General features: G+C 66.4%; 22 protein-coding genes and 1 pseudogene. 17 read left to right on the forward strand and 6 right to left on the reverse strand.

What is annotated here, in order from left to right:
- Nucleotides 1-3 precede the first annotated feature (3 nt).
- From rpsM to rplQ, 5 genes are all read left to right on the forward strand, one after another.
- Nucleotides 4-360 carry a 30S ribosomal protein S13 gene (rpsM, locus tag QFZ41_RS14445; protein WP_029213875.1) on the forward strand — a complete coding sequence of 119 codons (357 nt, stop codon included), beginning with the start codon at nucleotides 4-6 and terminating at the stop codon, nucleotides 358-360.
- Between the two features lie 12 nt (nucleotides 361-372).
- Nucleotides 373-759: a 30S ribosomal protein S11 gene (rpsK, locus tag QFZ41_RS14450; protein WP_007513384.1), complete on the forward strand. Its 387-nt coding sequence runs from the start codon at nucleotides 373-375 to the stop codon at nucleotides 757-759.
- 11 nt (nucleotides 760-770) lie between these two features.
- A complete protein-coding gene (gene rpsD / locus QFZ41_RS14455; RefSeq protein WP_029213873.1) occupies nucleotides 771-1,397 on the forward strand; it encodes a 30S ribosomal protein S4 in 627 nt (208 codons plus the stop codon).
- A gap of 16 nt (nucleotides 1,398-1,413) precedes the next feature.
- Nucleotides 1,414-2,412, forward strand: coding sequence for a DNA-directed RNA polymerase subunit alpha (locus QFZ41_RS14460; protein WP_371023349.1), 999 nt, complete (start codon nucleotides 1,414-1,416; stop codon nucleotides 2,410-2,412).
- 210 nt (nucleotides 2,413-2,622) lie between these two features.
- Nucleotides 2,623-3,009 (forward strand): 50S ribosomal protein L17, encoded by a 387-nt coding sequence (gene rplQ / locus QFZ41_RS14465; RefSeq protein ID WP_306849943.1) that lies wholly within the window; start codon nucleotides 2,623-2,625, stop codon nucleotides 3,007-3,009.
- Between the two features lie 269 nt (nucleotides 3,010-3,278).
- On the opposite strand, the gene QFZ41_RS14470 is transcribed toward rplQ, so the two are convergent.
- Entirely contained in the window at nucleotides 3,279-4,457 is a 1,179-nt protein-coding gene (locus QFZ41_RS14470; RefSeq protein WP_429197367.1) for an IS30 family transposase, read from the reverse strand.
- A gap of 602 nt (nucleotides 4,458-5,059) precedes the next feature.
- Here QFZ41_RS14470 and QFZ41_RS14475 point away from each other — a divergent pair.
- Both QFZ41_RS14475 and QFZ41_RS14480 read left to right on the forward strand, forming a co-directional pair.
- Complete coding sequence (locus QFZ41_RS14475) at nucleotides 5,060-5,560, forward strand: disulfide bond formation protein B (RefSeq protein ID WP_429199385.1); 501 nt, start codon at nucleotides 5,060-5,062, stop codon at nucleotides 5,558-5,560.
- A 41-nt stretch (nucleotides 5,561-5,601) separates the two neighbouring features.
- Nucleotides 5,602-6,975, forward strand: coding sequence for a class II 3-deoxy-7-phosphoheptulonate synthase (locus QFZ41_RS14480; RefSeq protein ID WP_371023347.1), 1,374 nt, complete (start codon nucleotides 5,602-5,604; stop codon nucleotides 6,973-6,975).
- Nucleotides 6,976-7,072: 97 nt separating this feature from the next.
- Here the strand turns inward: QFZ41_RS14480 and queG are convergent, their stop codons facing one another.
- Nucleotides 7,073-8,137 carry a tRNA epoxyqueuosine(34) reductase QueG gene (queG, locus tag QFZ41_RS14485; protein WP_429199386.1) on the reverse strand — a complete coding sequence of 355 codons (1,065 nt, stop codon included), beginning with the start codon at nucleotides 8,135-8,137 and terminating at the stop codon, nucleotides 7,073-7,075.
- Between the two features lie 35 nt (nucleotides 8,138-8,172).
- On the opposite strand from queG, the gene QFZ41_RS14490 reads away from it, so the two are divergent.
- The 5 genes from QFZ41_RS14490 (at nucleotide 8,173) to QFZ41_RS14510 (ending at nucleotide 14,695) form a co-directional block, all read left to right on the forward strand.
- Nucleotides 8,173-9,645 carry an NAD(P)H-hydrate dehydratase gene (locus QFZ41_RS14490; protein ID WP_429199387.1) on the forward strand — a complete coding sequence of 491 codons (1,473 nt, stop codon included), beginning with the start codon at nucleotides 8,173-8,175 and terminating at the stop codon, nucleotides 9,643-9,645.
- On the forward strand, nucleotides 9,642-10,103 hold the full coding sequence (gene tsaE / locus QFZ41_RS14495) for a tRNA (adenosine(37)-N6)-threonylcarbamoyltransferase complex ATPase subunit type 1 TsaE (RefSeq protein WP_429199388.1): 462 nt from the start codon (nucleotides 9,642-9,644) through the stop codon (nucleotides 10,101-10,103). Before QFZ41_RS14490 ends, tsaE begins: the two co-directional genes overlap by 4 nt.
- A gap of 184 nt (nucleotides 10,104-10,287) precedes the next feature.
- Nucleotides 10,288-11,913 carry an N-acetylmuramoyl-L-alanine amidase gene (locus QFZ41_RS14500; RefSeq protein ID WP_429199389.1) on the forward strand — a complete coding sequence of 542 codons (1,626 nt, stop codon included), beginning with the start codon at nucleotides 10,288-10,290 and terminating at the stop codon, nucleotides 11,911-11,913.
- Nucleotides 11,914-11,973: 60 nt separating this feature from the next.
- On the forward strand, nucleotides 11,974-13,812 hold the full coding sequence (gene mutL, locus QFZ41_RS14505) for a DNA mismatch repair endonuclease MutL (protein ID WP_429199390.1): 1,839 nt from the start codon (nucleotides 11,974-11,976) through the stop codon (nucleotides 13,810-13,812).
- A gap of 46 nt (nucleotides 13,813-13,858) precedes the next feature.
- Nucleotides 13,859-14,695, forward strand: coding sequence for a DUF1684 domain-containing protein (locus QFZ41_RS14510; RefSeq protein ID WP_429199391.1), 837 nt, complete (start codon nucleotides 13,859-13,861; stop codon nucleotides 14,693-14,695).
- 9 nt (nucleotides 14,696-14,704) lie between these two features.
- On the opposite strand, the gene QFZ41_RS14515 is transcribed toward QFZ41_RS14510, so the two are convergent.
- Nucleotides 14,705-15,487 (reverse strand): enoyl-CoA hydratase/isomerase family protein, encoded by a 783-nt coding sequence (locus QFZ41_RS14515; RefSeq protein WP_429199392.1) that lies wholly within the window; start codon nucleotides 15,485-15,487, stop codon nucleotides 14,705-14,707.
- 124 nt (nucleotides 15,488-15,611) lie between these two features.
- Between QFZ41_RS14515 and QFZ41_RS14520 the strand changes: the two genes are divergently transcribed.
- From QFZ41_RS14520 to QFZ41_RS14530, 3 genes and pseudogenes are all read left to right on the forward strand, one after another.
- Nucleotides 15,612-16,331, forward strand: a complete 720-nt coding sequence (locus QFZ41_RS14520) for an FKBP-type peptidyl-prolyl cis-trans isomerase (protein ID WP_429199393.1) — start codon at nucleotides 15,612-15,614, stop codon at nucleotides 16,329-16,331.
- Between the two features lie 34 nt (nucleotides 16,332-16,365).
- Nucleotides 16,366-17,171 (forward strand): annotated as a pseudogene (locus QFZ41_RS14525) (CoA pyrophosphatase).
- Entirely contained in the window at nucleotides 17,165-18,040 is an 876-nt protein-coding gene (locus tag QFZ41_RS14530) for a sulfurtransferase (protein WP_429199394.1), read from the forward strand. The pseudogene QFZ41_RS14525 and the gene QFZ41_RS14530 overlap by 7 nt, the downstream one beginning before the upstream one ends.
- Before the next feature lie 5 nt (nucleotides 18,041-18,045).
- On the opposite strand, the gene QFZ41_RS14535 is transcribed toward QFZ41_RS14530, so the two are convergent.
- Nucleotides 18,046-19,098 carry an oxidoreductase gene (locus QFZ41_RS14535; protein WP_429199395.1) on the reverse strand — a complete coding sequence of 351 codons (1,053 nt, stop codon included), beginning with the start codon at nucleotides 19,096-19,098 and terminating at the stop codon, nucleotides 18,046-18,048.
- Nucleotides 19,099-19,173: 75 nt separating this feature from the next.
- Here QFZ41_RS14535 and QFZ41_RS14540 point away from each other — a divergent pair, with 75 nt between their 5' ends.
- Nucleotides 19,174-20,733 carry an oligopeptide:H+ symporter gene (locus tag QFZ41_RS14540; RefSeq protein ID WP_429199396.1) on the forward strand — a complete coding sequence of 520 codons (1,560 nt, stop codon included), beginning with the start codon at nucleotides 19,174-19,176 and terminating at the stop codon, nucleotides 20,731-20,733.
- Nucleotides 20,734-20,789: 56 nt separating this feature from the next.
- On the forward strand, nucleotides 20,790-21,596 hold the full coding sequence (locus tag QFZ41_RS14545; protein WP_429199397.1) for an SDR family oxidoreductase: 807 nt from the start codon (nucleotides 20,790-20,792) through the stop codon (nucleotides 21,594-21,596).
- 56 nt (nucleotides 21,597-21,652) lie between these two features.
- Here the strand turns inward: QFZ41_RS14545 and QFZ41_RS14550 are convergent, their stop codons facing one another.
- Both QFZ41_RS14550 and QFZ41_RS14555 read right to left on the reverse strand, forming a co-directional pair.
- The gene (locus QFZ41_RS14550) at nucleotides 21,653-22,498 is read right to left on the reverse strand and encodes a metallophosphoesterase family protein (protein ID WP_429199398.1); all 846 of its coding nucleotides are present in this window, start codon (nucleotides 22,496-22,498) and stop codon (nucleotides 21,653-21,655) included.
- Nucleotides 22,495-23,442 carry a diacylglycerol/lipid kinase family protein gene (locus QFZ41_RS14555; RefSeq protein ID WP_429199399.1) on the reverse strand — a complete coding sequence of 316 codons (948 nt, stop codon included), beginning with the start codon at nucleotides 23,440-23,442 and terminating at the stop codon, nucleotides 22,495-22,497. The genes QFZ41_RS14550 and QFZ41_RS14555 overlap by 4 nt, the downstream gene beginning before the upstream one ends.
- Nucleotides 23,443-23,450: the final 8 nt, after the last annotated feature.

The raw sequence follows: 23,450 nt of genomic DNA on the forward strand, positions 1-23,450 counted from the left end.
ATCATGGCGCGCATCGCGGGTGTCAATTTGCCGGTCCAGAAGCATGTCTGGGTTGGTTTGCAGAGCATTTACGGAATCGGCCGTTCGCGGGCGAAGCAGGTTTGCGTCGACGCGGGCGTGGTTGCGACCACTCCCATCAAGTCGCTCAGCGAAGGCGAGGTCGAGAAGATCCGCGCCGAGATCGCCAAGTACACGGTCGAGGGCGACCTTCGTCGCGAAATCGGCATGGCGGTCAAGCGCCTCATGGATCTTGGTTGCTACCGTGGCCTGCGCCACCGTCGTGGCCTGCCGGTGCGCGGCCAGCGCACGCGTACCAACGCCCGTACCCGTAAGGGTCCGCGTCGTCCGATCAAGAAGTAACGGATACCGATCATGGCTAAGCCGGTTAAAACCAAGAAGAAGATCAAGCGCGTCGTCACGGATGCCGTGGCCCACGTGCAGGCTTCTTTCAACAACACCATCGTCACGATCACCGATCGCCAGGGCAATGCCCTGTCGTGGGCGACGGCGGGCGGCGCGGGTTTCCGCGGTTCCCGTAAGTCGACCCCGTTCGCAGCGCAGGTCGCCGCCGAAAAGGCTGGCCGCGCCGCTGGCGACTACGGTGTGAAGACCGTGGAAGTGCGCATCAAGGGCCCCGGCCCGGGCCGCGAGTCGGCTGTGCGCTCTCTGAACGCGTTGGGCTACAAGGTGCTCAACATTATCGACGTCACGCCGATTCCGCATAACGGCTGCCGTCCCCCCAAGAAGCGTCGCGTCTAAGGAGCATACCCATGGCCCGTTATCGTGGAGCTACCTGCAAACTTGCGCGTCGTGAGGGTGCCGACCTCGGTCTGAAGAGCCCCGCCCGCGCGCTCGATTCCAAGTGCAAGCTCGAAAACAAGCCCGGCCAGCACGGCGCAAACAAGCGCGCCCGCCTGTCCGACTACGCTGTTCAGTTGCGTGAGAAGCAGAAGGTCAAGCGCATCTACGGTGTGCTTGAGCGTCAGTTCAGCAACTACTACACCAAGGCTTCGACCCAGAAGGGCAATACGGGTGAAAACCTGCTTCGCCTCCTGGAAAGCCGTCTCGACAATGTCGTCTACCGCATGGGTTTCGCGGTCACCCGCGCCCAGGCTCGCCAGCTCGTGGCCCACAAGTCCGTCACGGTCAACGGTAAGAAGGTCAATGTGCCTTCGTACCACGTCCGTCCGGGCGATGAGGTCTCGCTGACGGAGAAGGCCCGCACGCAGTTGCGCGTGCAGGAAGCGGCGACGATCTACGACACGATGGATCTTCGTCCGTCGTGGGTCGAGGTCGACAGCAAGAAGTTCGCAGGCACGTTCAAGGCCGTTCCGGATCGTGGTGATCTGCCGGCCGATATCAACGAAGCCCTGATCGTCGAGCTTTACTCGAAGTAATCCACCGGAGCCTTGCATGGCAGTTTCGTCAACTAGTGTGCTGCGGCCTCGTGGCCTCAGCGTCGAGCAGCTTGGAGCGAACCGCGCGAAGGTAGTGGTCGAGCCGCTCGAGCGTGGCTTCGGTCACACCCTGGGCAACGCGCTGCGTCGCGTGCTGCTCTCTTCGATTCCGGGCAGCGCGATCGTCGAGGTCGAAATCGACGGCGTGCTGCACGAGTACACCACCTTGGAAGGCCTGCAGGAGGACGTGATCGAAGTCCTGCTGAACCTCAAGGATGTCGCCATCCGTCAGCACAGCGGTGATGAAGTCACCCTGACGCTGTCGAAGAAGGGCAAGGGCGTGGTCACCGCAGGCGATATCGCGGTCGATCATTCCGTTGAAATCGTCAACCCGGAGCACGTGATCTGCCACCTCACCAAGGACGTGGCACTGAACATGCGCCTGAAGGTGCGTCGTGGCGTCGGCTACCAGCCGGCCAGCTCGCGCCAGCATCCGGATGACGAGACGCGGCCGATCGGCCGTCTGCAGCTGGACGCGTCGTTCGCGCCGGTCCTGCGCGTGGCTTACGAAGTGGACGCGGCTCGTGTCGAGCAGCGCACCAACCTCGACAAGCTCGTGCTCGATATCGAGACGAACGGCACGATCGGTGCTGAAGACGCGGTCCGCAAGGCTGCTGAAATCATCAACGATCAGCTGTCGGTTTTCGGCGATTTCTCGCGCCGCGAGAGCGATTCGACCAAGGCGGAGAAGGGCGGGTTCGATCCGCTCCTCCTGCGTCCGATCGACGATCTCGAACTGACGGTCCGCTCCGCGAACTGCCTCAAGGCCGAAAGCATCTACTACATCGGCGACCTGGTCCAGAAGACCGAGGTCGAGCTGCTGAAGACGCCGAACCTGGGCAAGAAGTCGCTGACGGAAATCAAGGACGTGCTGGGCGGGCGTGGTCTCGCTCTCGGCATGAAGCTCGAAAACTGGCCGCCGCCGGGTCTTTCCCACGGTATGCAGTTGGGCTGATGTTTCACGGGGCGATCGGTTTTCGGTCGCCCCGATCCTTTGCACCACCCGGCGGATGCCTCGCGCACTTCCACCGGGATTCCAAAGCGGTCCAAAGAGGCCGTGCTCTTATAGCGAGGCGTTCCTATTGCCTTGCATCAGCGGGTAACCGCGGAAAGTCGGCTCATCCTGACCGGCTTTTCATAACAATAGACTCAGAGAGTAAACGCCATGCGCCACCAGAAATCCGGTCGCAAGCTCAACCGCACGAGCAGCCACCGCGAAGCGATGTTCAAGAACATGGCTTCGTCGCTGATCAAGCACGAGCTTATTCGCACCACCCTTCCCAAGGCGAAGGAACTCCGTCGCGTCGCCGAGCCGCTCATCACGCTCGCCAAGACCGATGGTGTCGCCAACCGCCGTCTCGCTTTCTCGCGCCTGCGCGACAAGCAGGCCGTCGGTAAGCTTTTCGTCGAGCTGGGTCCTCGTTACCGCGAGCGTCCCGGCGGCTACCTGCGCATCCTCAAGTGCGGCTTCCGCCCGGGCGACAACGCCCCGATGGCGTATGTCGAGCTGGTGGACCGCCCGACCGCGGGCGAAGCAGTCGACGCCGACTAAGCCCTTCCAGGCTTGATCGAAAGAAACCCCGGCCGGGAAACCTGCCGGGGTTTTTTTTGCTTTGTGCCGTGGGATGGTGGGAGCTTTCGGCTCGGCTTCGCCCTCGCATTCGTTGTGCGCTGGCGGGGGAGCTGCCGGGCGCCACCCTCGGCGCGACAGGCGGTGCCGTCCCTTGGGAAAGGATGCCGCTGCGCGGCCGTGTTTGATGGCTGACGCCCCTTCGGGCTCGCACGGTCGGGCGGGGGTTTCCGATTCGCCCTCCGGCGATCTCAACCGGTCGATGCAACGGTTTGATTGAGTACCTCGGCAGGGGTCTGGAAGTCCAGCGTCTGCCGCGGTCGCTGGTTAAGTTCCTTGGCCACGGCGTTGAGCTGGGCCTGGGTGTAATGGCTTAGATCCTGGCCCTTGGGGAAGTACTGGCGAAGCAAGCCGTTGGTGTTTTCGTTGGATCCGCGTTGCCAGGGACTATGCGGGTCGCAGAAATAGATCTGCAGGTCGGTGGCCAGTTTGAAACGCTGGTGCTGGTACATCTCCGGACCGCGATCCCAGGTCAGCGAGCGCTTCAGCTCGGCCGGCAGCCGGCGGATGTGTTTAGCCACGGCATCCACGACGGTCGCACTGTCGCGAGCGGGAATTTTGATCAGCATCACGAAGCGTGATCGCCGCTCCACGAGCGTGACGATATGCGAGTGGATCGTGCCGGCTAGCAGGTCGCCTTCCCAGTGACCGGGTACCGCCCGGTCATTCGCTTCGGCGGGGCGCTGGCTGATCGTCAGGGCCTGGGCAATCAGGTTAGGGCCGCCCTTGCGGCCCTTGCCGTGACGCCCCTGCGCCTGCGGGTAACGGACCGATCGCTGGGTGCGCAGATGCGCCAGGAGCTGCTTTTTAAGCACGCCGCGGGCCTGGATGAACAGGCTTCGATAAATGGTTTCGTGGGACACCCGCATACTGTCGTTGTCTGGATAGCGTCGGGCAAGCCATCCGCTGATCTGCTGGGGTGCCCAGCGATGGGCCAGCTTGTGGGCGACCACGCGACGAAGGGCGCCGTGGCGGGCCAGCAGGCACGCCTTGGGTCGTTTGGCCTGCGCCCAGGCTCGCTGGTCGGCATTCGCCGCGCGATAGGCCTCACGGCCTCCGTTACGTCTCACCTCACGGCTGATGCTGGAGGGGGCTCGCCCCAGGCTCTGGGCGATCCGGCGCAGGGAATGGCCCTGACACAAGCCGCGGGAAATCTCTTCGCGATCCGCCAACTGAAGCGCCTGGGCCGCCCGCTTCCGAGGCGGTGGGGCGAATCCGCCGTGCTTCTTCAACACGTAGTGAATCGTCTCAGGGTGCCGATCCAGCGACCGGCCGATGGCCGCGGGCGACACGCCGGCCCGCCAGTCCGCCCAGATCCGTTCACGGTCCGCCGTCGACAAATGACGCCAAAGCCTGACTGCTCTGCTCATGATGCCCACCTCCGTCTTGATCAGACTACGGTGTTGCATCGATCGGTTGAGATCACCCCCTGGCTCAGCGGAAACGATCGGCCATCCCTGGCCGATCCCCTACGGGCCTTTTCCGCCCGCCCCTCCTCGGTTCCACAAGTCGCGTCGAGGGTGGTGCCCGGCAGCTCTCTCGACACTGCGGTGGGTTGGTGGGAAAGAGCAACGCTCGCCGCGTGCGATGTGCCGCGTGCCGCTCGCCGTGTCGCTCGCCACTTGCCGCACCCGGGTGGGAAGCGGGCTGGCCCGCGATCCGTCACCCTGTTTCGAGCGAACGAGGCCATGCATTGCATTTGGGCGGGTGGTGGAAAGCCTCGCCCGATCACCGCAAAGCCTCCTTCGCCAGCGGAAAGTTCGAGGACTCGCGGACCAGTCCGCTTCCCACCCGGGTGAGGGCGGCTCACACGGAGCGACGGTGTAACCGGAGCGACGAGGGTGGCGGCCGACGGTTCTGCCGTGTACCTCACACAAGTGATTGACATGGTTACCAATGAAACTGCGCGCGCCTACTGACAAGTACCTACACAAAGGGTTAACGTGGGTGTCCCGCATCGCACCATCCCCACATGAACCCTCGTAATTGGTCGTTCCGCATACGTTATCTCGCTGCGTTCGTCGTCTGCGCGGGCCTCATGGGCTTCGCGTTGTACTCGCAGTACGTGATGCACCTGGATCCATGTCCGCTGTGCATCTTCCAGCGTATCGCCGTGTGCTTCATGGGCCTGTTCTTCCTCATCGGCGGATTGCATGCGCCGGTGAAGCGCGGCGGTCGCGCCACCTACGCGGTCCTCGTCACGCTCGGTGGACTGTGGGGCATCGCCACGGCGGGGCGCCACCTGTGGCTGCAGTCCCTTCCTGCCAGCGAGGTTCCCGCTTGCGGCCCTGGACTGGGCTATCTGTTCGACGCGTTCCCGTTCATGAAGATGCTGAAGCTGGCATTCACTGGCTCGGGCGAGTGCGCGAAGATCGAGCCGATCCTCGGCCTGCCGATGCCGGGATGGACCCTGTTCTGGTTCGTCGTTCTCGTCGTCTGGGCTCTCCTGTCCCTGCGCCGCGGCGTTCGTTGACTTTCCGCGCCTCCCGGGGCGCTTCCACGTAGGCATTACCCATGCAGCACTCCCTCAAAGCCGTAGTTCCCCCGTCCATCGACTGGACGCCGGGCTCGTGGCGGTCGAGGACCGCCCTTCAGCAGCCGACGTACGAAGACCTCGACGAGCTCAACCGCGCACTGGCCCAGCTCGGCGAATTGCCGCCGCTGGTCACCTCGTGGGAGATCCTGGCGCTGAAGGAACGTATCGCCGAAGCGCAGGACGGTGAGCGCTTCCTGCTCCAGGGCGGCGATTGCGCGGAGAGCTTCGCGGACTGCAACAGCCCGATCATTTCCAATCGGCTCAAGGTGCTGCTGCAGATGAGCCTCGTGCTCGTGCACGGTTTGAAGAAGCCCGTGCTGCGTGTCGGTCGTTTCGCCGGCCAGTACGCCAAACCGCGTTCGGCCGATACCGAGACCCGTGACGGTGTGACGCTGCCGGCTTTCCGTGGCGATCTGGTCAACAGCCCGGAATTCACGCCCGAGGCGCGCCGCGCCGATCCGCAGCGTTTCATCAAGGCGCATGCGCGTTCCGCGATGACGATGAACTTCGTTCGCGCGTTGATCGATGGTGGCTTCGCCGACCTGCACCATCCCGAATACTGGGATCTGGCCTGGGTGGAGCATTCGCCGCTCGCGGCGGAATACAAGCGGATGGTCGCCAGCATCGGCGATTCGCTGCGTTTCATGGAGACTCTCGCGGGGCAGTCGATCTCCAGCTACTCGCGCGTGGACTTCTACACGTCGCACGAAGCGCTCCTGCTGCATTACGAGGAAGCGCTCACTCGCCGGGTGCCGCGTCAGGATGGCTGGTTCAACCTGTCCACGCATTTCCCCTGGATAGGCATGCGCACCGCCGCGCTCGATGGCGCACATACGGAATACTTCCGTGGCATCCGCAATCCCATCGCGGTGAAGGTCGGCCCGACGGTCCAGGCGGACGATCTGCTGCGCCTGATCGATGTCCTCAACCCGAACGAGGAGCCGGGTCGCCTGACCCTCATCCATCGCATGGGCAACGACAAGATCGGCACGCACCTGCAGCCGCTGCTCGAGGCGGTCAAGCGCGAGGGGCGTCGCGTGCTGTGGGTAGCCGACCCAATGCATGGCAACACGGAAAGCACCAGCAACGGTTACAAGACCCGGCGCTTCGCCAACATCGCCGGCGAGCTCGATCAGGCGTTCGACATCCACGCCGCGGCCGGCACGCGTCTCGGCGGCGTGCATCTCGAGCTCACGGGTGAAGATGTCACGGAGTGCCTTGGCGGTGCCCGCGACCTCGTCGAAGGCGACCTCGATCGCGCCTACCGTTCCATGGTCGATCCGCGGCTCAACTACGAGCAGTCGCTCGAAATGGCGATGTTGATCGTACGGAAGTCCGGCGGGATGGTCTGATCGAACGGACCCGGCTACCGGTCGGGGCAATGGGTCCGTCCGGTCCCGGGCTATGAGGCCAGTGAAATGACTCAGGAAGCGGGTTCATTCATCCGCGTCAGCCACCATGCCGCTCCCGCGCCCAGGCCACATGCTCGCGCACGACCGGTGACGGATCGCCGGCGCGCGCCTCGAGCGCGGCGATGACCTCGTCGCTCGTGGGCGAATTGCCAAGCCCCACGGCGATATTGCGCAACCAGCCTTCGTAACCCGTGCGGCGGATGGCCATGCCTTCGGTGCGCGAGAGGAATTCCTGCTCGCTCCATGCGAACAGATCGACCAGCCGGGGCCCGTCGAGGCTATGGCGTGGCGCGAAATCAGGCTCGGTCGCTTCCTGGGCGAACTTGTTCCATGGGCAGACCAACTGGCAGTCGTCGCAACCGAAAACACGGTTGCCCATGGGCTCGCGCAACTCGACGGGAATGCTGCCCTTGAGTTCGATGGTGAGGTAGGAAATGCATCTGCGCGCGTCCAGGCGATACGGACCGACGATAGCCTGCGTCGGACAGACGTCGATGCAGCGTCGGCAACTGCCGCAATGGGCGCTGGCCGGCTCGTCCACCGGTAGCGGCAGGTCGGTATAGAGTTCGCCGAGGAAGAAGTAGGAGCCCGCGCGCTTGTTGATCAGTACCGTGTGCTTGCCGATCCAGCCAAGCCCGGCGTTGCGCGCGATCGCTTTTTCCAGCACCGGTGCGGAATCGACGTACGCGCGATAGCGAAAATCGCCGACACACTCTTCGATCTTCGCGGCGAGCTTCTGCAGGCGGTTGCGCATCACCTTGTGATAGTCGCGGCCGAGGGCGTAACGCGCGACATAGGCCTGCTCGCGGTCGTGGATGACGTCCCAGGCATTCGGCGTGCCTGGCGGCACATAGTCCATGCGCACGGAGATCACGCGAAGCGTGCCCGGCTCCAGTTCGGCAGGACGGCTGCGCCGCGTGCCGTGGCGTGCCATGTAATCCATCTCCCCATGGTGTCCCTCGGCCAGCCAGCGTTCCAGATAGGCCTCGTCGTCGCCCAGGTCGATACCCGCGACGCCCACGTCCGCGAAGCCAAGCTCGCGCGCCCATCGCTTGATCTGGGCGGCGAGGCTTGCATAGTCGATGGATGGGGAGTTGGACATGCCTCCATTCTACCGGGGGCTCCTATAATCGGCCGATGACCGCACCTCATCCCGGTATCGCCCTCTTCACATCCGTGCAGTCCCGCACGATCGACCGACGCGCGATCGACGAGCTGGGCATCCCGGGCTTTGAACTGATGACGCGCGCGGCGGCTGCCGCCTTCGCCATGCTGCGGCGGCGCTGGCCTGCCGCGCGGCGCCTGCGCGTGGTGTGTGGCGCCGGAAACAATGGTGGCGACGGCTATCTGGTCGCCAGGGACGCGCTGGCTTCCGGCCTGTCCGTGGATCTCGTGGCGCTCGATCCGCCGAGGGCAGGGGACGCCTCCCACGCCCGCGAGGCCTTTGAAGCGCTGGGTGGCGCCGTCCATGCGCTCACCGGGTGGAGCGCGCTTCCGCCCGCCGACGTGATCGTGGATGCCATCTACGGCACGGGCCTGAATCGAGCTCCCGCTGGCGACGCGGCCGGCGCTATCGAAGCGATCAATGCGTCGGGCCTGCCGGTGCTCGCACTGGACGTGCCCTCCGGTCTCTCGGCGGATACCGGCGCATGCCCGGGCGTCGCCGTACATGCCACCGCGACGGCGAGTTTCATCGTGCACAAGCGCGGGCTGCATACCTATCGCGCGGAAGTGGCCGGTGAACTGGAGTTGTTCGACCTCGACCTGCCCCCGAGTGTCCTCGAGACGCCGGATGCGCATCTGCTCGAGCCCGGTGCCTTGCCTCGCCGGCCGCGCGATTCGCACAAGGGCGCCAACGGCCACGTCCTCGCCATCGGCGGCGACCACGGCACGGGCGGTGCCGTGCGCATGGCGGCCGAGGCGGCGCTGCGCACCGGTGCGGGCCTGGTCAGCGTGGCCACCCGCGAAGAGAATGTGCTGGCGATGAATGCCGCGCGCCCGGAACTGATGGCGCACGGTGTCGACGGACCGCAGGCCTTGCAGCCGATGCTGGACAAGGCGTCCGTGCTCGCGCTCGGCCCTGGGCTGGGGCAGGCCGCGTGGGGGCACGCGCTGTGGACGACCGCGCTCGATGCCGGCCTGCCCACGGTGCTCGATGCCGACGGCCTCAACCTGCTACACGCAGAGCCGCGCCGGCTGCCTGAGCGCATCGTGCTGACGCCGCATCCGGGAGAAGCCGGTCGCCTGCTCGGGATTTCGACCGCGGACGTGCAGGCGGACCGCTTCGCCGCCGCGCGCGACATCGCGAGGCGCTACGGCGCGGTCGTCGTCCTGAAGGGCAACGGCAGCCTGGTCGTCTCGCCCGACGGCGAAGTGGCGGTCTGTCCCTGGGGCAACCCCGGCATGGCCAGCGGCGGCATGGGCGATACGCTGACCGGCATCATCGCCGGACTCATAGGGCAGGGCTGCGATACCTACGAGGCGGCCTGCCTTGGCGTCGGCCTGCATGCGCGCGCGGCGGACGTGGCGGCGAGGGCGGGTGAGCGTGGACTTCTCGCCGGCGACCTGCTCGACCCGCTCCGCCGCCTCGTCAACGGACTCGACGCATGAGCGCCCTCGAATGGAACCTCGCCGACGAGGAGGCAACGATGGCGTTGGGGCGTCGCCTCGCCCAGGTTGTACCGGATGGTCTGGTCGCCTATCTCCATGGTGACCTCGGTGCCGGCAAAACCACCTTCGCGCGCGCCTTCCTCCGCGCCATGGGGGTCGGCGAGCGGGTGAAGAGCCCGACCTACAGCCTGGTGGAGGGTTACGACATCGGCGAACGCCGCGCTTTCCACCTGGACCTCTATCGCATCGCCGATCCAGGCGAACTGGAATGGCTGGGCCTGGACAGCCTGGCCGAGCCGGGAGCCATCGTGCTCGTGGAATGGCCTGAGCGCGGGGCGGGTGCCTTGCCTCCCGTGGACCTGGAGATGAGCTTCCGCCATGAAGGGCGGGGGCGAGCCGTCCTTGTCGTGGCGCGATCCTCCGCAGGACAGCGAATCCTGCGCGCCCTCCGCGCCTGACGGGCACGCAACACCTTGTGTTTCAACAGCTTCTGCATCGGCACACAAGGCGGATCCCACCTGCATCTCCGGTCGTCGGTTGCACCGCATTCCTGTACGCCCGTTGACGAAGGTTTCGCAGGTTATGGATTAACAAGGGAAAACGTCTTGCATTCGGCGGGCGCTTGCAGTTCAATCCGGCCGTATGAGGGGAATCACTATCAAACTTGGCCTCCTTGCGTGCGTGATCGCTGTCGCGACGCTGGCCCCTGCCGCCTCGATCGCGGCGGATATCAAGGCCGCGCGCGTCTGGGCCGGTCCGGAATACACGCGCGTGGTCTTCGACCTGTCTGGTCCCGCCACCTACAAGATGTCCCAGGGCGATACCCCCGGAAGTGTCGTCCTCGACGTCTCCGGGAGCAGCGTGGCGGGTGACTTCACCGCGCCTGGTGGGCAAGGCCTCTTCAAGTCGATGACCGCCGGCAAACAAGGCGGCAGTGCGCGCATGGTCGCCACGGTCGATCCGAAGGCCAAGCCGAAGAGCTTCCTGCTCAAGCCGGCGGGTGATTACGGGTACCGCCTCGTGCTCGACCTCTACCCTGGCGGGCAGAGCGATCCCGGCGACAACCCGGTGACCGACGACGCGCCTTCCGTGGCGGATGCGCCGGCGGAAGCGGCCGTCGCGACGTCGCCGCGCGCTTCGCGCGGCAAGACGGTTCCCGCCGGCAAGCCGCCGATGCTGGCCAGCGAGCGCAAGGTGGTGGTCGCCATCGATGCCGGGCACGGTGGTGAGGACCCCGGCGCGCGCGGCGCGACCGGCCTGCGCGAGAAGGATGTCACCTTGCAGGTGGCGCGCGAACTCGCCGACCAGATCAATCGCCAACCGGGGATGCAGGCTGTCCTCACGCGTAACGGCGACTACTTCATTCCGTTGAAGCGGCGCTACCAGATCGCGCGCGAGCATAACGCGGACATGTTCGTCTCGATCCACGCGGACGCATTCAAGAACAGCGACGCCAAGGGTTCGTCGGTCTGGGTGCTTTCCCCGCGAGGCAAGACCTCCGAAGCGGCGCGCTGGCTGGCCGATCGCGAAAACCGGGCCGACCTGGTCGGCGGCGTGTCGCTCGACGACAAGGACGATACCCTTGCCGCCGTGCTGCTCGACCTGCAGCAGGGCTACGCCATGCAGGCCAGCGAATCGATCGCCGGCAACGTCCTCAAGGCGCTGGGCCGCCTCGGTCCCACCCACCGCGGCTACGTGGAGCGGGCCAACTTCGTGGTGTTGAGATCGCCGGACGTGCCTTCGATCCTGGTCGAGACCGCCTTCATCACCAATCCTTCCGAGGAGCGGCGCCTGCGCGACGATGGGCATCGCCGGGAACTCGCCACCGCCGTCTTGGGCGGCGTACGCAACTATTTCGAGTCGATGCCCCCGCCGGGTACGTGGTTCGCCGCTCAGGCGGCCCGCCGCAACGGCACGTCGGTCGCCTCGGCGGCGGCTTCGGCTCCGGCCGCGCCCGCGGTCGGCTCCGACGCCGATGCCATCGCCTCCAGCGCGGTGAAGTCGGCGACGCGTGCGCCGGCGCCGAAGAAGGCGGCCGCGAAGGCGGACGACAGGCAGCTCGCGGCCGCCGATACGACCCCGCCGGCGAAGAAAGTCACCGCCCGCGCGGATGAAAACGTCCGCGACGTGCACCGCGTCAACCGTGGCGAGACGCTGACCGGCATCGCCCAGCAGTACGGGGTCTCGGTGGGCGCGTTGAAGCTTGCCAACAAGATGACGGACAACAACGTGCGCATCGGCACCGTGATGGTGATTCCTTCGGGCTGAAGCGGCCGTGCACCCGCTTGGGCTATCCTTTCGGCCTGAAAGTCCGTCAGGTCGTGTCCCATGCCTATCCGTCCCCTTCCGCCCGAACTGATCAACCAGATCGCGGCGGGTGAAGTCATCGAGCGGCCCGCTTCGGTGGTGAAGGAACTCGTCGAGAACAGCATCGACGCCGGTGCGCGCCGCATCGAGGTCGACATCGAGCAGGGCGGGGTCCGGCTGATTCGCGTGCGCGATGATGGTGGCGGCATTCCACGCGACGAACTGGCGTTGGCGGTGGCATCGCACGCCACCAGCAAGATCGGCAGCTTTGACGACCTGGAGCGGGTGGCCAGCATGGGCTTCCGTGGTGAAGCATTGGCGTCGGTGTCCTCGGTGGCGCGTTTCTCCCTGACCTCCCGCCTGCATGGCGAAGACGCCGCCTGGCGCATCGACGTCGACGGTGGGCGCCTGCAGGACGCTCGCCCCGCGCAGCACCCACCTGGCACGACCATCGAGGTGCGCGACCTCTTCTACAACGTGCCCGCTCGGCGCAAGTTCCTCCGCGCCGAGCGCACGGAGTTCGCGCATATCGACGATCTGTTGAAGTCGTTGGCGCTGGCGCGCGAGGGCGTGGATATCCGCCTGAGCCACAACGGCAAGACCGTGCGCCTGCTCAAGCCCGCGCGCGACGAGAACGCCGCGCTGGCACGCGTGGCCGAAGTGCTCGGCCCGGAATTCCCGGGACAGGCGCTGCGTGTGGAACACGAAGCCGCCGGCATGCGCCTGTCCGGGTGGGTCGGCTTGCCCACCGCCTCGCGCTCGCAGGCCGACCAGCAATACTTCTACGTGAACGGCCGCCTCGTGCGCGATCGCGTGGTCGCGCACGCGGTGCGCCAGGCTTATGCCGACGTGCTGTTCCATGGGCGCCATCCCGTGTTCGTGCTGTTTCTGGAACTCGATCCCGCGGGCGTCGACGTCAACGTGCATCCCGCCAAGAACGAGGTTCGTTTCCGCGAGCAGCGCCTGATCCACGATTTCCTCTTCCGTACGCTGCACGAAGCCCTTGCGCAGACCCGCGCCGGCGTGTCCGCGCCGGTTGCCGAGTCGTCCGTCCCGCTCATGGCGGCGGCCGGCGGCGCGCTCTACGAAAACCGGTTGCCGCCGTCGCCATCGATGCCGGCATGGCCGCAGGCATCGAGCCAATCGCGGTTGAGCCTCGGCGTGCGCGATGAGCCGTTGGCCGACTACGCCACGCTGTTCGGATCGATCGCGCCGCCACGTCCCTCGACCACATGGACGCCGCCGTCCGGCAACGAGGCCGAGCAGGGTGGGGACGTCCCGCCGCTGGGCTACGCCATCGCGCAATTGAAGAACATCTACGTCTTGGCCGAGAACGAGCACGGCCTCGTGCTGGTCGACATGCACGCCGCGCACGAGCGCATCACTTACGAAAAGCTCAAGAACGGGCGTGTCACCGCGAACCTGCGTTCGCAGATGCTGCTCGTGCCGCTGTCGATCGCGGTCAGCGCGAAGGAGGCGGCGGCAGCGGAGGAACACGCCGATGCACTCGGTGAGTGGGGTCTGGAGTTGTCGCGCAGCGGCCCGGCCGGCGTCGTGGTGCGTCGCATTCCTTCCCTGCTGGAAGGGGCCGACGTGAGCCAGCTCACCCGCGACGTACTGGCCGAGCTGGCCCAGCACGGCAGTTCACGGCGCCTTGAAGAGTTGGAGAACGAACTGCTTTCCACCATGGCTTGCCACGGTTCCGTTCGCGCCGGACGCCGTCTCGGCATACCCGAAATGAACGCGCTGCTGCGCGAGATGGAAGCCACCGAGCGCTCCGGCCAGTGCAACCACGGTCGTCCGACCTGGGTGCAGTTGTCGCTGGGCGAGTTGGATCGTCTCTTCCTGCGCGGCCGGTAGTTTCCAACGATCGGACGGCTAGCCGTCCATACGCCGAGGTTCTTGCATGCTTTCTCCTTCCGAAACCGCATCCGTCGAACGAGCGCGCACCGAACGCCTGGCCCTGCTCACGGCGCCAGGCGGATGGCTCAGCCTTGTCGGGCTCGAATGGCTGCAACCCGGGCCGAACCGCATCGGCAGCGGGCCGGATAACGATATCGTGCTGAACGTCGGCCCGGAACGGCTGGGTGTAGTCACGCTCGACGGGCAGGGCGCCGCCGTGTTCGAACCGGCCGAGGGCAGTGGCGTCCTTGTCGACGGCAGGGACGTGGAGCGCGCTGTTCTGGTGGACGACGCGTCGCCGGGCCAGGCCGCCACCGAAGTACGCTTTGGTTCCGCGCATTTCTTCGTGATCGCGCGTGACGGCCGGAAAGCCTTGCGCGTCAAGGACGAGAACGCGGAAACGCGCACGCGCTTCCAGGGGCTGGACTATTTCCCGATCGATCCGACCTGGCGGGTCGTCGCCGACTGGGTGCCGTTCGATCCGCCGATGGAACTGGAGATGGGCACGGTACTGGGCACGATCGAGAAGGAGAAGGTGCCGGGCAAGGCCGTGTTCGTGCGCGAAGGCAAGACGTTCGAGTTGTATCCGGTCCAGGAAACGCCGGACGCGTTGTTCTTCGTCTTCGCCGATCTCACCAGCGGTAAGGAGACATACGGCGCGGCACGCTTCCTCGACACCCCGCTGGCACGAGACGGCAAGCTGGTGATCGATTTCAACGAGGCGCGCAATCCGCCTTGCGTGTTCACGCCGTATGCCACGTGTCAGCTGGCTCCGCCGGAGAATCGTCTGGACGTGCGGGTGACGGCCGGGGAACTGAACTACCGCGGCGCATCGCACTGAGGTCGACGGTTACACGCCCTTGAACGAAGCCTTGCGCCGCTCGAGGAAGGCCGACGTGCCCTCGCGCATGTCCTCGGTGGAAAAGGCGATGGCGAAGCCTTGCGTCTCAAACGCCAGGCCCTGGTCGATGGCGCATTCCCCACCTTCGATCACGGCATCGAGGATGCCCTTGAGCGCCAGCGGCGCCGCGATCGCCAATTGATCGGCCATCGCGTCCACCGTCGCGTCCAGTTCCTCGGCGGCGACGACACGAGTGACGATGCCCAGCCGTTCGGCGCGCGCGGCATCCACCTGCTGGCCCAGCAGGCACAGTTCCAGTGCCGCGCCGCGTCCCGCCAGGCGAGTCAGTCGCTGCGTGCCGCCGAAACCGGGAATCAGGCCGAGCCCGATCTCGGGCTGGCCGAACCGCGCCTTGTCGCTGGCGACGCGCAGGTGGCATGCCATCGCGAGTTCCATGCCACCGCCCAGCGCGTACCCCTGGATGCGGGCGATCACGGGCTTGCCGAGGCGCTCGATCGTCAGCATGAGTTCCTGCCCGGCGCGGGAAGCGGCCTGCGCCTTCACCGGCGACCAGGAGGTCATCTCGGAAATATCCGCGCCGGCCACGAAGGCCTTCTCGCCGGCGCCCGCCAGCACCACCACGCGCACCGCGTCGTCCTGCGCCGCCTGGCGGAAGGCCAGGGTCAGCTCGCCGATGGTCTCGCGGTTCAACGCGTTGAGCTTGTCCGGTCGATCGACGGTGATGGTGCGGACGGCGCCGCGGTCGGCGGTGGTGAGGGTGCGGAAGGCCATGTCGGTTCCTGGCGGCGGGACGAGGAGGCGGATGGTAGCAGGCAGGGGAACCTTTGCCCCCGGATTGGCGTCTCATGGACTATCCTCCACGCACGCCCACGGTTCCGGGTTCACGGAGAACGGGATGTCACCTTTGCGTTTCCTGGTCATGTTCGTCGCACTGTCATTACCCGCCGGGGCGGCGTGGGCGCAGTCGGCGCCCACGGCACCGGCATCGGGTGCCCCGGCGATCGACAAGACCAAGTTGTCGTATGCCATCGGTTACCAGATCGGCACGCAGTTCGCGAACAGCGCGCAGCCCGACGTCGACATCGCCGTGCTGGTGAAGGCCTTGCAGGATGGTTACGCCAAGCGTCCGCCAGGCGTGTCCATCGATGTGATGCAGCAACAACTGGTGAATTTCGATGCCAAGGTGCAACGTGACTCGGCGGTGGAATTCCGCCGCGTGGCCCTGGCCAATGCAAAACGCAGCGCCGATTTCCTGGCCCGCAACCGCACGCGCCCGGGCGTGGTCACCTTACCCTCAGGCATCCAGTACGCCGTGCTCGCCAAGGGGCGCGGTCCGCAGGCCCAGGTCACCAGCACCGTGGTGGTCAACTACCGCGGCGCCTTGATCGATGGCACGGAGTTCGACAGTTCCTACGCGCACGGCAAGCCCGTCACCTTCACCGTGAACCGGGTGATTCCCGGCTGGCAGGACGTGATCCCGCGCATGCGCGTGGGCGATCGCTGGAAGGTCGTGATCCCGCCCGCGCTGGCTTACGGTGAACGTGGCGAGCTGCCGCGCATCGGACCGAACGAAGCCCTGGTCTTCGAGATCGAACTGGTCGATATCCGCCAGTAAGCCCTGGCAGCGGCGCCACGCCGCTCGCGCTAGAATGGCCGACGGTATGGCCATCGCTCCGACGTCTCCCAATCTCCCCTTGACGCCCTGCACGGGCGTCTGCCGGCTCGACGCCCGCGGCCTCTGCATGGGCTGCCTGCGCACGGGCGACGAGATCGCGCGTTGGTCGAGCCTGAACGACGCGCAGAAGCTCTGGATCATGGACGAGGTCCTGCCTCGCCGGCAGGGCGGATGATGGACGACATGCTGGCGAGGCTTCGTGGCGCGCTGCTTCCCCTGGAAGCACCTCCGGGACCCCGCGGCTGGAACCACGACGACATGGCCGAGTTGATCGGCCATGCGCCAAGGCGGCCGGCGGCGGTGTTGATCGGCATCCGCGACGACCGCGAGCAGAACGTCCTGCTCACCGTGCGTACCGATACCCTGCAGCAGCATGCGGGGCAGGTGGCTTTTCCCGGCGGCCGTGTCGAACCGGACGATGCCGACGTGGTGGCCGCCGCGCTGCGCGAGAGCCGCGAGGAAATCGGCCTGGACGCCGCGATGGTCACGCCGCTGGGTTTCCTCGAATCGTTCGAGACGATCAGTGGCTACTCGGTCACGCCCGTGGTCGCGCGTGTCGCCGCCAACGCGGAACTCAAGCCGGATCCGGGCGAGGTCGCCGAAGTGTTCGAAGTGCCGTTCGCCTTCTTTCTCGAGCCTGCGAACCTGCGCCGCTACACGATGGAATTCCGCGGCCATCGCCGCGACATGGTCGAGTTCCTCCATGCGGGGTACCGCATATGGGGCGTCACGGCGGCCATCCTGCTCAACCTCCTGAAACGGATGGGTCATCCATGCTGATCTCGCGCACGCTGATCGACGCGGCCACGGCCGCCCACCTGCCGGCGCACGACGTGCTCTTCGTCGACGCGCGCTTCGACCTCAATCAGCCCGGCGGCCGTGATCCCGGCAAGGGCGACCAGGACTATGCGCTGTCGCATGTGCCGGATGCGGTGCGTGCCGACCTCGACCGCGACCTCGCCGACATGGCGACCCCGTCCAACGGCCGCGGACGGCATCCCTTGCCGTCGGCCGCGTCCTTCTCCGCATGGCTTTCGCGTGCCGGATGGCGGCCCGACCTGCAGGTGGTCGTGTACGACGCCGCGGGCGGATCCCTCGCGGCGGCGCGCTTCTGGTGGCTGGCGCGTCTGGCCGGCATCGACAACGTGGCGGTGCTCGACGGCGGCTGGCCCGCCTGGTTGGCGGCGGGGTTGCCCACTGACAACGTGGTGCCGCTGCGCGAGCCGACGGCGGTGCATGCGGTGTTCGACGAATCCGGCACGGTGAACGCGGAAGCGTTGGCCGAGGGCATCGCCAGTGGCCGCCTGCTGTTGCTCGATGCGCGCGCCGCCCCGCGCTACCGGGGGGAAGTAGAGCCGCTGGACCCGGTGGCCGGCCACGTGCCCGGCGCCCGCAACCGGCCGTTCTCAGAGAACCTCGACGGCGACGGCCGCTTCCGTTCGCCGGAAGATCTTGCGCGGGCTTTCAGGGCGGCCATCGCACCTCATCCCGCGGAAGACGTCGTGCATATGTGCGGCTCCGGCGTCACCGCGTGCCATAACCTGCTGGCGATGGAGTACGCGGGCCTGTGCGGCTCACGCTTGTACGCGCCGTCGTGGAGCGGGTGGGTGAGCGATCCTTCGCGCGCGGTGGCGACGGGCGAGGGATAGCCACCTCATAGCGGCACCGTGCGCCGCTCCCGCGCGCTCACTTGCGCCGCCTCGATCACACGGATCACATCGCGAGCCTCACGCGCTTCCACCGGCAATGACGAGCCATCGCGGATTGCCGCCGCCACGCCGTCGTAGAACGCCGTATAGCGTCCGGGCAATGTTTCTATGGTGATGACGGTGCCGTCGGCATCGGTGAATCGACCGAACGACGCCGCGTCGTCCTCGCCCCAGCCTTCGCCGCCCGGCCGCCGGCCCGCGCGTAGCGCCGCCTCCTGGCCGTCGATGCCGTACTTGACGAAGCTGCCGCCGTCGCCGTGCACGAGATAACGTGGACCGGGATCGCGCACGAGCACGGACGCGTGCAGTACAGCCCGGCGGCGGCCGTAATCGAGCACGACGTGGAAGTAGTCGTCGGCTCGCGCGGCCGCACGTTGCCGCGTGACGTCGGCGGTGACCGCAAGTGGGTATCCGAACAGCACCAGGGCCTGGTCGATGAGGTGGGCGCCGAGGTCGTAGAGGAGCCCTGAACCCGGCACCTCCGTCTCGCGCCAGCCCTGCTTGATCTCCGGCCGGAACCGGTCGAAGTGCGCTTCGTAATAAGCGACCTCGCCCAGCCGGCCGTCCTCGACGAGGCGGCGCACGGTGAGGAAGTCGTTGTCCCAGCGCCGGTTCTGGAACACGGAAAGTTTGCGGCCACGCTCCGAGGCGAGGGCGATCAGCGCCTCCGCCTCGGCGGCGTTCAGGGTGAACGGCTTATCGACGACCACATGCTTGCCTGCTTCCAGCGCGGCGCGGGCTAGCGAGGCATGGCTTTCATTCGGTGTGGCGATCACCACCAGTTCGATCGCCGGATCGGCGATCAGGTCTTGAGGATTTTCGTACGCCTTCGCCTCCGGAAAGTCGCGCAGGATGTCGTCGGAACGGCGGCTGCCGATGGCCGCCAGGCGGAGGCCTTCGGCCGCCGCGATCAAGGGGGCGTGGAAGTAGGCGCCCGCCGTGCCATAGCCGATAAGGCCGGTGGGGATCGGTCGAGTGGGGTCTGGGGTCGGGTTCATGGGGCAAGGTTAGCGCGGTTGTCCTGATCGTTTCGTTTAGGATTCCACCGTTTCAGACCGCTCCGGGGCCACGCCATGACCACTCTCGACATCGACGCCGCTCCCCGCGCGCGCCTGCCCCGGCAGATCCCGTACATCGTCGGCAACGAAGGCTGCGAGCGCTTCAGCTTCTACGGGATGCGCAACATCCTCACGCCCTTCCTCGTCACCTCGCTGCTCATGTACCTGCCCGAGGCGGATCGGCCGGGTGCGGCGAAGGATGTGTTCCATACCTTCGTGATCGGCGTGTACTTCTTTCCGCTGCTCGGTGGCTGGCTGGCCGACCGCTGGCTCGGCAAGTACCACACCGTGTTATGGCTCAGCCTGGTGTACTGCGTCGGCCACCTGTGCCTTGCGCTGTTCGAGCACAGCGTGGCCGGTTTCTATACCGGGCTGGCCCTGATCGCCCTGGGCGCCGGCGGTATCAAGCCGTGCGTGGCCGCCTTCGTCGGCGACCAGTTCGACGAAAGCAACCGGCATCTGGCCAAGGTGGTGTTCGACGCCTTCTACTGGATGATCAACGTGGGGTCGTTCCTGGCCTCGCTGCTGATGCCTTTCTTTCTGCACCGGTACGGCGCCGCGGTGGCCTTCGGCATTCCCGGCGCCTTGATGTTCGTCGCCACGCTGGTTTTCTGGCGTGGCCGCCGTCATTACGTGATGTTGCCGCCGACGGGCAACGATCCGCACGGATTCACCAAGGTCGTTCGCACCGCCTTGCTGGCGCGTGCGCCAGGGCAGGGAAGGCCGGGATTGGCGATGGCGGTGGTTGCCGCCTGCCTCGCGCTCGTATCGCTGGCGCTCGCGCCCGCGATGGGCATCGTCGCCGCCCTGTGCCTCGCCTTTGTCTGCCTGCTCGGCGGCATCGGCATCGGCACGCGCATGCAACTGGAGCGCGCGCGGGGTGCCCATCCCGATGAAGCGATCGACGGTGTCGGGGCGGTGCTGCGCGTACTCCTGGTGTTCGCGCTCGTAACGCCGTTCTGGTCCTTGTTCGACCAGAAGGCGTCCACGTGGGTACTCCAGGCGGACGCGATGACCATGCCGGATTGGCTCCATCCCGCGCAGATGCAGGCGATCAATCCCGCCCTGGTGCTGCTGCTGATCCCGTTCAACAACCTCGTCCTGTTTCCCTTCCTGAGGCGCGCGGGTATCGAACCGACCGCCTTGCGCCGCATGACGACAGGCATCGCGCTCTCGGCCGTCGCGTGGGTGATCGTCGGTGCCATCCAGCTCGCGATCGACGGTGGCGATCCGGTCTTCGTCGCCTGGCAGATCCTCCCCTACGTGTTCCTCACGATGGGCGAAGTGCTTGTGTCCGCGACAGGACTGGAATTCGCCTATAGCCAGGCGCCGCCATCGATGAAGGGCACGTTGATGAGCTTCTGGACGCTCAGCGTCACGGTGGGCAACCTGTGGGTGCTGCTGGCCAACGCGGGTGTGCGCAACGAGGCGGTGCTCGCCGGCATCGCAGGCACCGGCATCGGCACCACCGCGTTCCAGATGTTCTTCTTCGCCGCGTTCGCCGCCGTGGCCGCGTTGGCGTTCGGCTTGTATGCGCGGCGCTACCGTGAGATGGATTACTACCGCTCCGCATGACGCCACCTGCACGGGGAAGCGCGGACGATCAGCGCCTACCGTGAAGGAGAAACGCGATGCCCGCTCCCAGACCGTCCTCTCCGTTCCCCGCGTCCGCGGCCGTCGAGTGGCCGGGTAGAGTGGTCCTCGTCACCGGTGGTGCGCAAGGCATCGGCAAGGGCATCGCCGAGGCGGTGCTGGATGCCGGAGGCAGCGTCGTCATCGGCGATCTCGACGCGGAAGCGGGCAAGGCCTGCCTCGAGGAGTGGAACGCGGGCGACCGTGCCGCCTTCGTCGTCCTGGATGTGTCGAAGGAGGCCAGCGTGAAGCGCTTCGTCGGCGGCGCGCTGCGACGTTTCGGCCGCATCGACGGGCTCGTGAACAATGCCGGTATCGCCGAGGCGCATACGGGACCCGTCGAAGACCTCGCATGGAACGAGTGGAAACGCCGTATCGACACCAATCTCGGCGGCGTCTTCCTGTGCTGCAAGCATGCGCTGCCCGCATTGAAGAAGAGCAACGGCGCGATCGTCAACATCGCCTCTTCGCGAGCGCATCAATCCGAACCGGACACCGAAGCCTATGCCGCGAGCAAGGGTGGCATCGTGGCCTTCACCCATGCGCTGGCGATCAGCGCGGGACCGGTACGCGTGAACGCGATCAATCCGGGATGGATCGTCGTGGACGACTGGAAGAAGCCGTCGCAGCGGCGTAAACCGAAATTGTCCGCCGCGGACCATGCGCAGCACCCGGTGGGCCGGGCGGGCGTGCCACCCGATGTCGCGGCGCTCGCGGTGTTTCTGCTGTCGTCGCAGGCGGGGTTCATCACGGGGGAGAACTTCACTGTCGACGGGGGCATGTCGCGGAAGATGCAGTATGTGTAAGAGCATCGCCGACAGGTCGGCTCCCACCGGATAGAGGGAACCGGGTGGGTCGAAGGTCAGGTGGGAGCCGACCCCGTCGGCGATGGGTGCTGGCCAAATCGCCCCAGCCGGATCGGCGTCGTCACCCCAGCGGTGAAGCGTCGTTCCCCCTCGTCATAATCCCACTGCTCCACCACGCAGGCACCGCGATCCCGCGACGCCTCGTGGCGTATCACATGGAACGAATTGCTGATCCCTTCACGGATGCGCCGTGACACCGCCGTGCCCGCCTGCACCGACCACAATTCGCTGGCGAGGCGACGTGTCTCCGTACCAAGCGGACGCACGTAGGGCAGGTGGATATGGCCGCCGAGGATGAGATCGGCGCCCGCGGCGGCCCAGGCGGCGATTGCCCGTTCGTGGTTGATGAGCAGGTTGGCGATGTCCTTCTCGCGGATCACGTGCACGGGCTGGTGCGTGACCACGATCCGCAGTTGTTCCTCGCGCGCCTGCGCCAGCCGTCGGCACACGCGCTCGATCTGCTCGTCGGACACCACGCCATTCTTGTGCCGTGACGGACGAACGGTGTTCACGCCGACAACCAGCACATCGCCGTTCTCGAACTCCGGTTCCAGGTTGTCGCCGAAGGCACGGCGAAACGCTCCGAACGGGTCGATGATGCGCGCGAAGAGATTGAACAAGGGCACGTCGTGGTTGCCGGGAATCGTCAGCGTGGGGCGGTCGTAGCCGTCTACGAAACGTCGTGCCGCCGCGAACTGCGCGCGGCGCGCGCGTTGGGTCACGTCACCCGAGAGGATAACCAGGTCCGGCCGCAACGCGACGATGGCTTCGTGGAGCGCCGCTACCGCCCCGGGCCGTTCCGTGCCGAAGTGCGGATCGGATATCTGCGCGATCAGGCTCATCCCGGATCCTCGCCCGGCTTGCGCGTGCGGTCGGTGAGCAGGGACAGCGGTCGTGGCGCGGCGCGGAAGACCAGTGGTGGCATGAGCCTGACGATCTCCCCGTCGATGGCCACCTTGATCGCATGGCGATGGTGTTTCGGCGTCACGGTGATTTCCCGGAAGCCGAAACTCACGGCGTTTTCCGCCTCACCGAGTTTGCCGAGCGCGCCATGCAGGATCAGGCCGAGCATGGTGAGCCTGCCGATCGGTTTCAATACGAGGCCGGCAAGCGTGCCATCGTTGCGCATCACAGCGGCCGCTTCAGGCAGGCCGATCTTTTCGAGTTGCAGCGCGTTATTGCCCACGAACAGCGTGGGCGTGCGCAACTGACGCGTGCGTTCGCCGTCGCTGACCTCGATGCGCAGGGGACGGTAGCCGCGCATCATCGTCGCCAGTCCCGACCACAACGCCACGATGCGATGCCTGCCGAAACGCTGTTTCCACGTTTCCCGGTCTTCCAGCACCTGAGGGTAGAGACCGAGGCTGGCGTTCACCAGGAACACATGATCGTTGACCATGCCGATCTGGGTATCGGCGGGCGTCGCCCTGAGCAGTGCTTCCGCGGCGCCGCGGGTGTCCGTGGGAATGCCGTGCGTACGGCCGACGAAGTTGAACGTGCCCTGCGGCAGGACACCCATGGGCAGCGACTCGGCCCAGGCCGTTCCCGCCACGCAATTGATCGTCCCATCGCCGCCGGCGGCCACGATGGCTCCGCGTTCCCGCTTCGCATGCGCGGCGGCATCACGGACGAGGTCCTTGATGTCGCGGGTTCCATCGATGAGGAAGAAGCGATGCGGGCGGCCCGCCGCGTCGAGGATCGAGGCGATCTCGGCGCGCGCGGCCCCGGCGTCCTGCTTGCCCGATCCGGCGTTCATGACGATGGCGAAGTAAGGGCAGGGGTTCATGCTCCAAA

The organism is Luteibacter sp. W1I16 (assembly GCF_050434905.1).
GTDB lineage: Bacteria > Pseudomonadota > Gammaproteobacteria > Xanthomonadales > Rhodanobacteraceae > Luteibacter.

Excerpts from the sequence above, each read along its gene's own strand:
- QFZ41_RS14490 (WP_429199387.1), top strand. The coding sequence starts at position 8,173 with ATGACCGCACCTCATCCCGGTATCGCCCTCTTCACATCCGTGCAGTCC.
- QFZ41_RS14550 (WP_429199398.1), bottom strand. The coding sequence starts at position 22,498 with ATGAGCCTGATCGCGCAGATATCCGATCCGCACTTCGGCACGGAACGG.
- QFZ41_RS14520 (WP_429199393.1), top strand. The coding sequence starts at position 15,612 with ATGTCACCTTTGCGTTTCCTGGTCATGTTCGTCGCACTGTCATTACCC.
- rpsM (WP_029213875.1), top strand. The coding sequence starts at position 4 with ATGGCGCGCATCGCGGGTGTCAATTTGCCGGTCCAGAAGCATGTCTGG.
- QFZ41_RS14470 (WP_429197367.1), bottom strand. The coding sequence starts at position 4,457 with ATGAGCAGAGCAGTCAGGCTTTGGCGTCATTTGTCGACGGCGGACCGT.
- QFZ41_RS14540 (WP_429199396.1), top strand. The coding sequence starts at position 19,174 with ATGACCACTCTCGACATCGACGCCGCTCCCCGCGCGCGCCTGCCCCGG.
- QFZ41_RS14535 (WP_429199395.1), bottom strand. The coding sequence starts at position 19,098 with ATGAACCCGACCCCAGACCCCACTCGACCGATCCCCACCGGCCTTATC.
- rpsK (WP_007513384.1), top strand. The coding sequence starts at position 373 with ATGGCTAAGCCGGTTAAAACCAAGAAGAAGATCAAGCGCGTCGTCACG.
- QFZ41_RS14515 (WP_429199392.1), bottom strand. The coding sequence starts at position 15,487 with ATGGCCTTCCGCACCCTCACCACCGCCGACCGCGGCGCCGTCCGCACC.
- rplQ (WP_306849943.1), top strand. The coding sequence starts at position 2,623 with ATGCGCCACCAGAAATCCGGTCGCAAGCTCAACCGCACGAGCAGCCAC.
- QFZ41_RS14545 (WP_429199397.1), top strand. The coding sequence starts at position 20,790 with ATGCCCGCTCCCAGACCGTCCTCTCCGTTCCCCGCGTCCGCGGCCGTC.
- queG (WP_429199386.1), bottom strand. The coding sequence starts at position 8,137 with ATGTCCAACTCCCCATCCATCGACTATGCAAGCCTCGCCGCCCAGATC.
- rpsD (WP_029213873.1), top strand. The coding sequence starts at position 771 with ATGGCCCGTTATCGTGGAGCTACCTGCAAACTTGCGCGTCGTGAGGGT.
- tsaE (WP_429199388.1), top strand. The coding sequence starts at position 9,642 with ATGAGCGCCCTCGAATGGAACCTCGCCGACGAGGAGGCAACGATGGCG.
- QFZ41_RS14530 (WP_429199394.1), top strand. The coding sequence starts at position 17,165 with ATGCTGATCTCGCGCACGCTGATCGACGCGGCCACGGCCGCCCACCTG.
- QFZ41_RS14555 (WP_429199399.1), bottom strand. The coding sequence starts at position 23,442 with ATGAACCCCTGCCCTTACTTCGCCATCGTCATGAACGCCGGATCGGGC.
- QFZ41_RS14500 (WP_429199389.1), top strand. The coding sequence starts at position 10,288 with ATGAGGGGAATCACTATCAAACTTGGCCTCCTTGCGTGCGTGATCGCT.
- QFZ41_RS14460 (WP_371023349.1), top strand. The coding sequence starts at position 1,414 with ATGGCAGTTTCGTCAACTAGTGTGCTGCGGCCTCGTGGCCTCAGCGTC.
- QFZ41_RS14480 (WP_371023347.1), top strand. The coding sequence starts at position 5,602 with ATGCAGCACTCCCTCAAAGCCGTAGTTCCCCCGTCCATCGACTGGACG.
- mutL (WP_429199390.1), top strand. The coding sequence starts at position 11,974 with ATGCCTATCCGTCCCCTTCCGCCCGAACTGATCAACCAGATCGCGGCG.
- QFZ41_RS14475 (WP_429199385.1), top strand. The coding sequence starts at position 5,060 with ATGAACCCTCGTAATTGGTCGTTCCGCATACGTTATCTCGCTGCGTTC.
- QFZ41_RS14510 (WP_429199391.1), top strand. The coding sequence starts at position 13,859 with ATGCTTTCTCCTTCCGAAACCGCATCCGTCGAACGAGCGCGCACCGAA.